This is a genomic window from Streptomyces sp. WMMC500 (assembly GCF_027497195.1).
Lineage (GTDB): Bacteria > Actinomycetota > Actinomycetes > Streptomycetales > Streptomycetaceae > Streptomyces.
This window is the reverse complement of sequence record NZ_CP114905.1, coordinates 2,645,364-2,657,827: the sequence shown is the minus strand read 5'-3', so window position 1 is coordinate 2,657,827 and position 12,464 is coordinate 2,645,364. Positions and strand designations below refer to the sequence as shown.

Annotated in this window: 10 protein-coding genes; 7 read left to right on the top strand and 3 right to left on the bottom strand. The window is 72.0% G+C overall.

Translation table 11 applies throughout. The features are described 5' to 3' along the window. The first annotated feature begins 192 nt into the window (after nt 1-192). From O7599_RS10795 to O7599_RS10780, 4 genes are all read left to right on the top strand, one after another. Nucleotides 193-1,179, top strand: coding sequence for a tetratricopeptide repeat protein (locus O7599_RS10795; RefSeq protein WP_281621919.1), 987 nt, complete (start codon nt 193-195; stop codon nt 1,177-1,179). A 468-nt stretch (nt 1,180-1,647) separates the two neighbouring features. Beyond that, nucleotides 1,648-2,277 carry a DUF6230 family protein gene (locus O7599_RS10790; protein ID WP_281621918.1) on the top strand — a complete coding sequence of 210 codons (630 nt, stop codon included), beginning with the start codon at nt 1,648-1,650 and terminating at the stop codon, nt 2,275-2,277. Nucleotides 2,278-2,367: 90 nt separating this feature from the next. Beyond that, nucleotides 2,368-2,931 carry a DUF6114 domain-containing protein gene (locus O7599_RS10785; RefSeq protein ID WP_281621917.1) on the top strand — a complete coding sequence of 188 codons (564 nt, stop codon included), beginning with the start codon at nt 2,368-2,370 and terminating at the stop codon, nt 2,929-2,931. After that, nucleotides 2,918-4,228, top strand: a complete 1,311-nt coding sequence (locus tag O7599_RS10780; RefSeq protein ID WP_281621916.1) for a hypothetical protein — start codon at nt 2,918-2,920, stop codon at nt 4,226-4,228. The genes O7599_RS10785 and O7599_RS10780 overlap by 14 nt, the downstream gene beginning before the upstream one ends. Nucleotides 4,229-4,244: 16 nt before the next feature. Here O7599_RS10780 and pyk read toward each other — a convergent pair whose 3' ends face one another. The 3 genes from pyk to pta are packed head-to-tail and all read right to left on the bottom strand — an operon-like array spanning nt 4,245 to nt 9,067. Then, complete coding sequence (gene pyk, locus O7599_RS10775; RefSeq protein WP_281621915.1) at nt 4,245-5,669, bottom strand: pyruvate kinase; 1,425 nt, start codon at nt 5,667-5,669, stop codon at nt 4,245-4,247. Between the two features lie 33 nt (nt 5,670-5,702). Further along, on the bottom strand, nt 5,703-6,911 hold the full coding sequence (locus tag O7599_RS10770) for an acetate kinase (RefSeq protein WP_281621914.1): 1,209 nt from the start codon (nt 6,909-6,911) through the stop codon (nt 5,703-5,705). Then, nucleotides 6,908-9,067, bottom strand: coding sequence for a phosphate acetyltransferase (gene pta, locus O7599_RS10765; protein WP_281621913.1), 2,160 nt, complete (start codon nt 9,065-9,067; stop codon nt 6,908-6,910). The genes O7599_RS10770 and pta overlap by 4 nt, the downstream gene beginning before the upstream one ends. Before the next feature lie 232 nt (nt 9,068-9,299). On the opposite strand from pta, the gene O7599_RS10760 reads away from it, so the two are divergent. The 3 genes from O7599_RS10760 (at nt 9,300) to O7599_RS10750 (ending at nt 12,264) form a co-directional block, all read left to right on the top strand. Further along, nucleotides 9,300-10,325: a 6-phosphofructokinase gene (locus tag O7599_RS10760; protein ID WP_281621912.1), complete on the top strand. Its 1,026-nt coding sequence runs from the start codon at nt 9,300-9,302 to the stop codon at nt 10,323-10,325. Between the two features lie 215 nt (nt 10,326-10,540). After that, entirely contained in the window at nt 10,541-11,203 is a 663-nt protein-coding gene (locus O7599_RS10755) for a hypothetical protein (protein WP_281621911.1), read from the top strand. A 17-nt stretch (nt 11,204-11,220) separates the two neighbouring features. Next, complete coding sequence (locus O7599_RS10750) at nt 11,221-12,264, top strand: hypothetical protein (RefSeq protein WP_281621910.1); 1,044 nt, start codon at nt 11,221-11,223, stop codon at nt 12,262-12,264. The last annotated feature ends 200 nt before the right edge of the window (nt 12,265-12,464 follow it).

Sequence of the window (12,464 nt, the reverse complement as noted above, 5' to 3'; positions counted from 1 at the left end):
TGGACCTTATCCCTTCTCCCCGGCGCGGTACGTGGGTTACGCTACGACCCGTAGCGTAAGTCACCCCCGAGCGACCGGTGTCTTCTGCTGCACCTGGGAACCCGCCCGGAACGAACCCTTCCGGGCGGGTTCGCGTAGCCAACCGCGGCCCGTCCGTTCAATGCACCGCGCGAAGGGGGGAGGATAGGGCGTATGCAGCCACGCAACATGTCTATGAGCGGAGCGGTCGACCTGGCCGCGGTGAAGGCGGCCGCGGAGGCCAAGGAGAAGGCGGAGGCGGCCCGCGCCCAGGCCGCCCGCGACGGGGTGCCGGCGCCCGGCGCCGATGCGCTGGTCATCGATGTCGACGAGGCCGGCTTCCAGCAGGAGGTTCTGCAGCGTTCCACCGAGGTCCCGGTCGTCGTCGACTTCTGGGCCGAGTGGTGCCAGCCGTGCAAGCAGCTCAGCCCGCTGCTGGAGCGGCTGACGCGGGAGTACGCCGGACGGTTCGTCCTGGCCAAGATCGACGTGGACGCGAACCAGATGCTGTTCCAGCAGTTCGGCGTCCAGTCCATCCCGGCGGTCTTCGCGGTCGTCGGCGGCCAGGCCATCCCGCTGTTCCAGGGTGCCGCCCCCGAGCCGCAGATCCGTCAGGTGCTGGACGAGCTGATCAAGGTCGCCGAGCAGCAGTTCGGCATCGTCGGACGGCCGGTGTCCGCCGAGGACGCCGCTGCCGGCGAGGACGGCGCGGGTACGCAGGAGGCGCCGGAGGAGCCGGCCGGTCCGTACGACGGCGTGCTGGCCGCGGCCGGCGACGCGCTGGACCGGGGGGACCTGGGCGGCGCGATCCAGGCGTACCAGAACGTGCTCTCCGACGACCCGGGCAACCTGGAGGCCAAGCTGGGCCTCGCGCAGGCGGAGTTGCTGCGGCGCGTGGAGGGGCTCGACCCCGCGGCCGTGCGCAAGGAGGCGGCGGACAACCCCGCGGACGTCGAGGCGCAGATCCGGGTCGCCGACCTGGACCTGGTGGGCGGCCACGTCGAGGACGCCTTCGGCCGGCTGGTCGACACGGTGGCGCGGACCGCGGGCGAGGACCGGCAGGCGGCGCGGGTGCGGCTGCTGGAGCTGTTCGAGGTGGTCGGCGGCGACGATCCGCGGGTGGTGGCGGGGCGGCAGGCGCTGGCGCGCGTGCTGTTCTGACCAGAGGTCGACGTTCGGTGACAGCCCCTGCCGCTTTGCCAAAAATTGACTGTGGGCAGGGCTGTTACTCGCAGTAACTCGTGTGCTGTCAGATGACTGTTTTTGTCGTGCTTTCTCGTCGGGTACGTCCGCGGCGGGCGGCAACCCAGGGTGCATGATCCGGCCAGTGTGGCCGGATCTTCCTTCACCCTTGCGCTACCCGTTGGTAACGAACCCCTTGTGTGCCCCCCTTCCGATGCACCACGATCGCCAACCGGACAGGGGGGTTCCCCGTTTCCGCGGAACGTTCCCGCGGATCGGAGCCTGTCCGGACAACGAGTCGCTCGGGGGTACGCCCCCTTCGACGTAGCGCGTCCGCCGCCCGTATCCGGGACCCGCAGCAGCCGCCCCCGCGTGCGCGTGCGGATCCCCCTCGCTCCCGAGGACCGGCACACGGGCTCGGACGTACGTCCGAGAAGGAGGAAAGGCATGGAGTCCCAGGCACGTGGTGGGACCAGGTGGAAGCGGTTCGCCGTGGTCATGGTGCCGAGCCTGGCGGCGACCGCCGCCATCGGCGTGGCGCTGAGCCAGGGCGCCCTGGCGGCGTCGTTCAGCGTGTCGGGCCAGGAGTTCAAGGTCACGGCCGACCGGCTGGAGGGCACCGGCTTCGTCCAGTACGGGGGTGTCGACAGCGGTCACGACCTGGAGGGCAACGAGGCCACGCGGCCGGTCGCGATCTCCGCGTTCAAGGACGCCAAGATCAACGGCATGTGCCAGTCGGTCGTCACGCCCGACGTCCCGCTCATCGGCTCGGTCAGCCTGGTGCTGACGGCCGGCGACGACAAGCCGGTGGAGGCCAAGAACCTCTACATCGACATCGCCCAGCTCGACGCCGACGCGACGTTCGAGAACATCAACATCGGTGTGGCGGCCGGGTCCAGCACCAAGGGCCCCGGCATCGGCAAGGGCGACAAGGCGAACCCCAACGGGTTCGCGCAGGAGGCCGACCGGGCCGTCCTCACCGACGTGAAGCAGACCGCCTGGGCCACCAGCGCCGGCACCTTCAAGCTGAGCGGGCTCAGCATGAAGCTGCACAAGGGCGTCAAAGAGTGCTTCTGACCACGCACTCGGCCGGCGGGGAGGCGCGTACCGCTCCCCGCCGGACCCCCCTCTGACTGAACCGCACCGCTGTACCGGGGAGCTGTTTTCATGAGCGCCGAGTTGCCGGACCTGCTGCACCGTCTGAACACCTGGCGGCTGCGATTCCGCGCCTGGCGCGGCTCCCGTCCGTTCTGGGCGGGTCTGCTGACCATCGCGGGCGGCGTGCCGATCGGCGCGCTGCCGTACTACAACATCAAGCTCGGCAACCTCAGCCTGCAGATGGCCACGCAGGCGGGGGCCGGCGGCCTGATCATCGGCGTGCTGCTGGTGACGCTCGGGCTGACCATGTGGTTCCACTCCGTCGTCCGGGTGTTCGCGGGCGTCGCCTCCATCGTGCTGGCGCTGGTGTCGATCCCGGTGTCCAACTTCGGCGGCCTGCTGGTGGGTTTCCTGCTGTCGATGACCGGCGGGGCGCTGGCCGTCTCGTGGGCGCCGGGCGGAACGGCGGTCGACGAGGCCGACAAGGCCGAAGAGGCCGAAGAGGCTGACGAGGCTGACAAGGACGGCAAGGCCGAGGACGACGGGCCCGAGCGGAGGAGAGCCGGCGTCGAGCCGCTGGGCGCACACGTCCTGGAGGACGTCGACGGCGGGAGGCACCGTGCTGCCGGATGACCACACGAGGGCGCCGCGCAGGGGACCGCGGCACGCGGCGCCGCGCAGGCCGCTGCTCGGCCGGGTGCCGGCGGGCAAGGCGATAGCCCTGGCGGCCATGCCCACCGCGGTCTTCCTGGGCCTGGGGCTGACGCCGCGGCCGGCGATCGCCGAGGACGACCCGGCGGACCGCTGGCGGCCCGGGCCGTGCGCGGAGCAGTCGGACGAGCCGAAGGACGAGGAGACGGCGGACGCCGGGGACGCGTCGGACGCCGCGGGCGGCGAAGACGCGCCGGACGCCGGGGAGTCGGCGGCGCCGGATGACGAGCCGTCGCCGAGTCCGTCGGCGTCGGCGGGCGGGTCGGCGGCCGGGGAGCCGGGCGGCGGGTCGGGCGGCGGCGGGGCGGACGGCTCCGGCGGCGGCTCGGGCTCCGGCGGCGCGGCGGACTCCGGGACCCCCGAGGAGCCGAGCCCGTCGCCGTCGGAGTCCCACCCCTGGTACGACCCGCTGGGCCTCGGCGACAAGATCGGCGACCTGGTGGACCCGGACGAGCCGGAGGAGCCGGAGGAGCCGCAATCCGAACCCGAGCCGGAACCCGACCCGTCGGAGGGCTCGGCCGGCTCCGGTTCCGGCGGCGGCCCGGGCTCCGGCGCCGCGTCGGGCGACGAGCGCGGTGAGACGGAGAAGGCCATCCGCGACGCCGCCGGCGAGGCCGGCGCCACCGTGGAAGAGCTGGACGACAAGGTACGGGACACGGCCGGGGACCCCGCGGACGAGACGACGGACCCCGGCGCCGGGGACGACGCCGCGGCGGACGCCGGCGGCAAGGAGCCGTTCCCCTGCCCCACCGCCGACCCCGAGGCCCTCGCGGACGCGGCGCTCGAACCCGGGCTGCCGCTGCTGCCCGACGACCCCTGGCGGCTGGAGAGCACCAAGCTCACCCTCAAGGGGCTGAAGTACCACGGGATCGTCGAGGTGAAGACCTACAGCGGCGCGGTCAAGAAGGTGCTGAAGTACACCGCGGACGACGGCGTCGACATCCGCGACCTGCACCAGACCGTCGTCGGACCCGGCCGGAACACCTCGCACGTACGGGCCGACAAGGGCACCACGTCCACGATCCGCAACGGCACCGTGACCATGTACACCGAGGAGCTGAAGGGCAACCTCTTCGGCCTGATCCCGCTGACGTTCAGCCCCGACAGCCCGCCGCCGCTGGACCTGCCGTTCGCGTTCTTCACCGACGTCCAGGTCATCCAGGCGGGTCAGTTCGGCGGCACGCTCACCGTGCCGGGCCTCACGAACACCATCGAGTAGCGGCCGGCCGCGCCCCTCAGTGCTCGCCGCCCAGGTGGTGCACGCGGACCATGTTCGTGGTGCCCGGCACCCCGGGCGGCGACCCGGCGGTCATCACCATGGTGTCGCCCGCGTGGAAGCGGCCCAGCTTCAGCACCTCGGCGTCCACCAGGTCCACCATCGCGTCGGTGTTGTCCACGTGCGGCACGAGCACCGGCTCCACGCCCCAGCTCAGCGTGAGCTGGTTGCGCGTGCTCTCCGAGGTGGTGAAGGCCAGGATCGGCTGGCACGCGCGGTAGCGCGACAGCCGCCGGGCGGTGTCCCCGGACTGGGTGAACGCCGCCAGCGCCCGGGCGTCCAGGAAGTCGGCGATCTCGCACGCGGCACGGGCCACCGACCCGCCCTGCGTACGCGGCTTCTTGCCCGGCACCAGCGGCTGCAGCCCGCGCGACAGCAACTCGTCCTCCGCCGCCACGACGATCCGCGACATCGTCTTGACCGTCTCGATCGGATACTTGCCGACCGACGACTCGGCGGACAGCATCACCGCGTCCGTACCGTCCAGGATCGCGTTCGCGACGTCGGACGCCTCGGCGCGCGTCGGGCGCGAGGAGCTGATCATCGACTCCATCATCTGGGTCGCGACGATCACCGGCTTGGCGTTGCGGCGGCACATCTCGACGAGCCGCTTCTGCACCATCGGCACCTTCTCCAGCGGGTACTCCACCGCCAGGTCGCCGCGGGCCACCATCACGCCGTCGAAGGCGAGGACGATCTCCTCCATGTGCTCGATCGCCTGCGGCTTCTCGACCTTGGCGATCACCGGCACCCGGCGTCCGACCTCGTCCATGACCCGGTGGACGTCGGCGATGTCGGCGGCGTCGCGGACGAAGGACAGCGCGACCATGTCGCAGCCCATGCCCAGGGAGAAGCGCAGGTCCTCCACGTCCTTCTCGGAGAGCGCCGGGACGTTCACCGCCACGCCGGGCAGGTTGATGCCCTTGTGGTCGGAGACGACGCCGCCCTCGATGACCATCGTGCGCACCTCGGGGCCGCGCACCTCCAGCACCTCCAGCGCCACCGCGCCGTCGTTGACGAGGATGCGCTCGCCCGCGGAGACGTCCCCGGGCAGGCCCTTGTACGTGGTGCCGCAGATGGACCGGTCGCCGCGCACGTCCTCGGTGGTGATGGTGAACTCGTCGCCGCGTGCCAGCTCCACCGGGCCCTCGGCGAACGTCTCCAGCCGGATCTTCGGACCCTGGAGGTCGGCCAGCACGCCGATGGGCCGCCCGGTCTCCTCGGCGGCCTTGCGCAGCCGCTCGTAGCGCTCCTGGTGCTCGGCGTGGGTGCCGTGGCTCATGTTGAAGCGGGCCACCGACATGCCGGCCTCGATCAGCGCTTTGAGCTGCTCGAAGGAGTCGACGGCGGGACCCAGGGTGCAGACGATTTTCGCTCGGCGCATGGCGGCATCCTATCGGTTTGTTCGCGACCGGAATTAATCCGGTGGGGGTGGCGCCGAGCCGCTCCCGCGGACCAGGTCGCGGCTCTGGGTGGCGATCTCCAGCTCCTCGTCGGTGGGCACCACGGCCACCGTCACCCGGGAGCCGGACGCGGAGACCACGCGGGGCGCGGACGCGCGTACCGCGTTGCGTACGGAGTCCAGCTCGACGCCCAGCGCTTCGAGGCCCCGCATCGACGCCTCCCGCACTGCGGCGGAGTTCTCCCCGACGCCGGCCGTGAACGCGACGGCGTCCACCCGGCCCAGCACGGCGGTGTACGCACCGACGTACTTGCGGATGCGGTGGACGTACACGTCGAAGGCGAGCTGCGCCCGCGCGTCGCCCTCGGCGATCCGGCGGCCGATCTCCCGCATGTCGTTGTCGCCGCAGAGGCCCGCGAGCCCGCTCCGCTTGTTCAGCAGCGTGTCGATCGCGTCCGTGTCCATGCCCGCCTCGCGGGCGAGATGGAAGATCACCGCCGGGTCGAGGTCCCCGCTGCGGGTGCCCATCACCAGGCCCTCCAGCGGGGTCATCCCCATCGACGTCTCCACGCACCGGCCGCCGGCGACCGCGGAAACGCTGGCGCCGTTGCCGAGGTGCAGCACGATGACGTTGAAGTCCCCGGGGTCCGCCGGGTCCCGGCCGAGCAACTCCGCGGTGGCGCGGGAGACGTAGGCGTGGGAGGTGCCGTGGAAGCCGTAGCGGCGGACGGCGTGGGCGTCCGCGGTGGCCGTGTCGAGGGCGTAGCGCCAGGCGTGTTCGGGGAGGGTGGCGTGGAAGGCGGTGTCGAAGACGGCGACCTGCGGCAGGTCGGGGCGCAGCTCGCGGGCGACGCGGATGCCGGCGATGTTCGCCGGGTTGTGCAGCGGGGCGAGCGGGACGAGCTTCTCCATCTCGGCCAGCACGCCGTCGTCGACGAGCACCGGTGCGGTGAAGCGGGTGCCGCCGTGGACGGCGCGGTGGCCGATGGCCAGCAGGTCGGGCGAGTCCAGCCCGTGCCCCGCGGCGGCCAGTTCCTCGCCGACGGCGCGCAGCGCCGCCGCGTGGTCCGGCACGCCGCCGCGGGACTCCGGTTCGCCGATCCGCTCGACGATGCCGCGGGCCGGGCGGCTGGCACCGGGGGTCGGGCCGGCCATGTCGATGAGCTGGTACTTCAGCGACGAGGAGCCGGAGTTGAGCACCAGGACCCGGGTCGGGGCGGTCATGAGCGGTCCCCCGGTGCGGGTGCGCCGGCGCCCTGCGCCTGGACGGCGGTGATGGCCACGGTGTTGATGATGTCCTGGACGAGCGCGCCCCGGGACAGGTCGTTCACCGGCTTGTTGAGCCCCTGCAGCACGGGCCCCACGGCGATCGCGCCGGCGGTGCGCTGGACCGCCTTGTACGTGTTGTTGCCGGTGTTGAGATCGGGGAAGACCAGCACCGTGGCCTGCCCGGCGACCCGCGAGTCCGGCATCTTGGCGGCGGCGACGGTGGCGTCCACCGCCGCGTCGTACTGGATCGGGCCCTCCACGCGGAGGTCCGGCCGGCGGGTCCGCACCAGCTCGGTCGCGCGCCGCACCTTGTCGACGCCCGAGCCGGAGCCCGAGGTGCCGGTGGAGTACGACAGCATAGCCACCCGCGGCTCGACGCCGAACTGCGCGGCCGTCGCCGCCGACTGGATGGCGATGTCCGCGAGCTGCTCGGCGTTCGGATCGGGGTTGACCGCGCAGTCGCCGTACACCAGGACCCGGTCCGCCAGGCACATGAAGAAGACGGACGAGACGATCGCGGCTCCCGGTGCGGTCTTGATGACCTCGAACGCCGGGCGGACGGTGGCGGCCGTGGAGTGCGCGGCGCCCGAGACCATCGCGTCGGCCAGGCCCTGCTGCACCATCAGGGTGCCGAAGTAGTTGACGTCGCCGAGGACGTCGTACGCCAGCTCCACGCTGACGCCGCGGTGCGCGCGGTACTGCGCGTACAGCTCGGCGAAGCTCTCGCGCAGGGGCGAGACGCGGGGGTCGGTGATCCGCGCCGTGGCGGGGCCGCCCGGCTGCGCCGCGGGCGCGTCGGCGCCCAGCAGCGGCAGGCTCAGCCCCAGCTCCGCCGCGCGCTTGCGGATCGTCTGCTCCTCGCCGAGGAGTGTGAGATCGCACACCCCGCGCCGTACCAGCACCTCCGCCGCCAGCAGCACCCGCTCCTCCGTGCCCTCCGGCAGCACCACGTGCCTGCGGTCGCCCTGCGCCCGCTCGATCAGCATGTGCTCGAACATCATCGGCGTCACGCGCCCGCTGGCCGCCACCGCCAGCCGCCCGGTGAGCTGCGCGGAGTCCACGTGCGACTCGAAGAGGCCGAGGGCGATGTCCGCCTTGCGCGGCGTCGCGGCGTTCAGCTCGCCGCGCAGCCCGACCAGCGCGGCGGCGGTGGGGAACGAGCCCTCGGCCACCGTGAGCAGCGGCGTCCCCGGCGCCAGCCGCTCGGCCAGCGCCATGATGTCGGGGCCCGGCCGCTCGTCCAGCGTCAGCAGCAGGCCGGCGATGGCGGGGGAGCCCGCCGAGTGCGCGGCCAGCGCGCCGACGACGAGGTCCGCGCGGTCGCCGGGCGTGATGACCATGCAGCCCTCGCTGAGGGCCGGCAGGAACGCGGGCAGCATCGCGCCGCCGAAGACGAAGTCGCGTACGTCGCGGGCCAGCCCGCCCGCGTCCCCGGCCAGCAGCCCGGCGCCGAGCGCGTCCCGTATCTGCGCGACGGTGGGCGCGGCGAGGCCGGCGTCCTCGGGGATGACGTACACCGGCACGGGCAGGTGGGCGCCGGCGTCCGCGGTGGCGGCGCGGGCCAAGGGGGCGGCGTCGGGGCCGACGCGGTTGGCGACCATCGCGAGGATGTCGCAGCCGAGGGAGGCGTACGCGTCGTGCGCGTTGCGCACCTCGGCGACCACCGAATCCGCGGACTGCTCGGCGCCGCCCACGACGGGCAGCACGGCCGCGCCGCACTCGTTGGCGAGGCGGGCGTTGAGCGCCAGCTCGGCGGGGATGTTGGTGTCGGCGAAGTCGGTGCCGAGTATCAGCACCGCCTCGTAGTCCGCGGCGACCTCGTGGAACCGCTCGACGAGCCGGGCCACCAGCGCGTCCGTGCCCTCCTCGGCCTGCAGCGCGCCGGCCTTCCCGTACGTCATGCCGAGCACCCCGGCGCGCGGCTGGCTCAGCCGGTAGCGGGCGCGCAGCAGGTCGAAGACGGGGTCGCGGGTTTCCGCGTCGGCGTGGGCCAGCGGGCGGAAGATCCCCACCCTGTCGACCTGGCGGGAGAGCAGTTCCGTCATGCCCAGCTCGACGACCTGGCGGCCGTCTCCGCGGCCGATGCCGGCGACGTAGACGCTGCGGGTCACTCCCAGCACTCCATCCGTCCCGTCCGTCGCGGACCCGTCCGTTGCGGTTCCGTCTGTCGCGGTCCGTTCGACCATACCGTCGGGCCCGGCGCGGGCGCGCGGCAGGCGGCCGGTGGCGGCGGGGTGACCGCCGCGTGTGACGGAGGGTTAACCGGCCGTTCGATCGGGTGACTCGCGGGGCATGGGAGAATCGGCATCGAGCATGCATGCGACGGGACCGAGCAGGAGAGACATGCGCATCGGAGTACTCACGGCGGGCGGAGACTGCCCCGGCCTGAACGCGGTGATCAGGTCGGTGGTCCACCGGGCCGTGGCCGGTCACGGCGACGAGGTGATCGGGTTCGAGGACGGCTTCAAGGGCCTGCTCGAGGGGCGGTACCACAAGCTGGACCTCAACGCCGTCAGCGGCATCCTCGCCCGCGGCGGCACCGTCCTCGGCTCGTCCCGGCTGGAGCGCGACCGGCTCCGCGAAGCGTGCGAGAACACCGAGGAGCTCAGCCGCGAGCTGGGCCTCGACGCGCTCATCCCGATCGGCGGCGAGGGCACCCTCACCGCGTCGGCGATGCTCGCCGACGCGGGGATGCCGGTCGTCGGCGTACCGAAGACGATCGACAACGACATCTCCGCCACCGACCGCACCTTCGGCTTCGACACGGCCGTCGGCGTGGCCACCGAGGCGATGGACCGGCTGAAGACCACCGCCGAGTCCCACCAGCGCGTCATGGTCGTCGAGGTCATGGGGCGGCACGCGGGCTGGATCGCGCTGGAGTCCGGCATGGCCGGCGGCGCGCACGGCATCTGCCTGCCGGAGCGGCCGTTCGACATCGGCAACCTGTGCAAGATGGTCGAGGAGCGCTTCGACCGGCACAAGAAGTTCGCCGTCATCTGCGTCGCCGAGGGCGCGCACCCGGCGGAGGGCACGATGGAGTACAAGAAGGGCGAGATCGACCAGTACGGCCACGAGCGCTTCACCGGCATCGGCAACCGCCTGGCCGGCGAGCTGGAGCGCCGCCTGGGCAAGGAGGCCAAGCCGGTCATCCTCGGCCACGTCCAGCGCGGCGGCACGCCCACGGCGTACGACCGCGTCCTGGCGACGCGCTTCGGGTGGCACGCGGTGGAGGCGGTGCACCGCGGCGACTTCGGGCAGATGACGGCGCTGCGGGGGACGGACATCGTGATGGCCCCGCTGGCGGACGCGACCCGCGAGCTGAAGCGCGTCCCGGCGAACCGGATGGACGAGGCGGAGGTCGTCTTCTGACCCACCGGTGACACCCGCGGAGGCCCGGGCGGCCCGTCCGGGTCCACCGGCACCGCCCCGCGCCCGTGTGTCCGCAACGTGACCCGGCGGGCGCGAAGTCGTCCTTAATCCCGGCGATCGGTTCGGTAACGTACCGTGCAGAGTTCGCCACCGGGGGACAAGAGGCCGCACACCGGCGCCAGTTGTTCCCGCCGACCGACCGGGAGCTTCTTGCCATGCGTACACGCACCGCCCTGACGGCCGCTGCCCTCGCGACGGCCGCCGCGCTGACGCTCACTGCCTGCGGGGACTCCGACTCCGGCGACGACGGCAGGTCGGAGAAGATCGAGGGAGCGAAGGACCCCAGCTCCGAGACACCGGAGTCGCCGATGCCGGAGGGCGACGCGCCGGAGGGGGCGCCGGACGTGTCGTTGCCGGAGGACATGAAGCTGGTCTTCGACTGGGACGAGCCGTCGAAGCCGGACCATGCGGTGGCACAGCGTGATGCCGCGAACTACATCCGGAGCATCTATCGGGGCGTCGCGGAGCAGGAGCCGAAGGACCCCGCGGCGCAGTTCTACTCACGCGACCAGGCCCTGACGTACGCACAGGACCAGATCCAGGCGTACGTGGATGGCGGACTGACCGCGACGGGCACCGAGCGTTACTACCAGGCCGAGGTGCGAAGCTACGGCACTACGGTCGGGATCTCCTTCTGCGTCGACCAGTCGAAGATCTTCGGCAAGAAGATCAAGACAGACGAAGTGCTGCGTACCGAAGAGAGCAGCGCCAGTTACCTGTTCTACCAGGTCAGCATGGCGAAGTTCCCGGGGCGGGACGACGTGTGGCAAGCCACCACGATCGACGTCGAGGGGGAGGCCACTCAGTGCGAGGAGTGAATCGGGCAGGAGCAGCGATGGTCTCGCTGCTGTGCGCGTTCGGACTGGTGGCGGGAGCGGGTTCGGCGCAGGCGGATGCTCCGATCGACCGCGAAACCGACGCCGGGGCCGACGACCAGGAGATCTGGGCCCGCACCGGCGGCGGTATCCAGTTCTCCGGTGCAGTAGAGGACGAAGGCCAGGGACCGGGGAACCTCGCACCCGCCACTGCCGGATGGAATCCGCCTCCGTGCTGGTATGCCCCCTATCTCGGTGCCAAGGACTTCAAGCGGGCCACCAAGAAGTCCATCGAGGAGCAGATGGCCGCGCCGGGGATGACCGGCCACGCGGGCAGTGCGTTACAGCAGTTACTCGACCACTACGAGGACGGCTATAGCTGGCCGAACCATCCGGGCTTCCAGGACTGGAACGTCAAGAACGACGGCGAGGGGAAGTTCTGGGCCGGCGTCGAGAACCCGGCGGAAGAGGACGTGCTCGCTCGCGGCGAATGCTCCGAGGTGCCGTTCTGGGTGGACAACGGCGAGCCCGCGCCCGCGTGGGTGGCGGACCAGGCCATCGACCCCGCGATGCTCGCCGAACTCGCCTACGAGCGGATGGTCGTGCCCGACACCGAGGCGGAGTTGCGGCCCGAAGGTGAGCAGACCGTCAACCTCCCCACGTGGGTGTGGCTGGACGGAGCCCGATTCCAGCCGGTGACTGCGAGGGCGACCGTCCCCGCCTTGGGTATGTGGGCCGAAACCACCGCGACGCCCGTCTCGTTGACCATCGAGCCCGGCACCGACGACGCCGAACTGCATCCCGACGGCGGCGAGTGCGCTATGAACGAGGACGGGGCCGTCGGTACTCCTTACCGGAAGGGCGACGCCGACAGGATGCCGCCGTGTGGCGTGACCTACCTCCGATCCTCCGAGAGCACCGGTCCGTACGACTTCACCGCCTCCGTTACCTGGCGGGTGACCTGGAGCGCGTCGGACGGCACCACGGACGAGCAACTGCCCACCGGAATCGTCGAGGCCACGCAGGAACTCGAGGTGCAGGAAATCCAGTCGATCGTGCGCTGAGCGTGTCGTGATCCGCCGCCGTCGTCTGGAAGGCTGCTGCCGGGATCTGGCCGATCTTCGCCTGCGCTTCCGACCAGTCCGGGTCATTGCCGGGTGCTGGGGATTCGCCGACCACTGCCCTGCAGCCGCCTGTTTCTGCCTGCCCTGGAGGCCGGGTCGGACGGTCACCACCGCACCCGCGCGCCGGCCACCCGGGACAC

Bases quoted from the DNA above. Each gene is read 5' to 3' on its own strand.
- O7599_RS10795 (WP_281621919.1), top strand. From the start codon at position 193: ATGCAGCCACGCAACATGTCTATGAGCGGAGCGGTCGACCTGGCCGCG.
- O7599_RS10790 (WP_281621918.1), top strand. From the start codon at position 1,648: ATGGAGTCCCAGGCACGTGGTGGGACCAGGTGGAAGCGGTTCGCCGTG.
- O7599_RS10785 (WP_281621917.1), top strand. From the start codon at position 2,368: ATGAGCGCCGAGTTGCCGGACCTGCTGCACCGTCTGAACACCTGGCGG.
- pyk (WP_281621915.1), bottom strand. From the start codon at position 5,669: ATGCGCCGAGCGAAAATCGTCTGCACCCTGGGTCCCGCCGTCGACTCC.
- O7599_RS10770 (WP_281621914.1), bottom strand. From the start codon at position 6,911: ATGACCGCCCCGACCCGGGTCCTGGTGCTCAACTCCGGCTCCTCGTCG.
- O7599_RS10760 (WP_281621912.1), top strand. From the start codon at position 9,300: ATGCGCATCGGAGTACTCACGGCGGGCGGAGACTGCCCCGGCCTGAAC.
- O7599_RS10755 (WP_281621911.1), top strand. From the start codon at position 10,541: ATGCGTACACGCACCGCCCTGACGGCCGCTGCCCTCGCGACGGCCGCC.
- O7599_RS10750 (WP_281621910.1), top strand. From the start codon at position 11,221: ATGGTCTCGCTGCTGTGCGCGTTCGGACTGGTGGCGGGAGCGGGTTCG.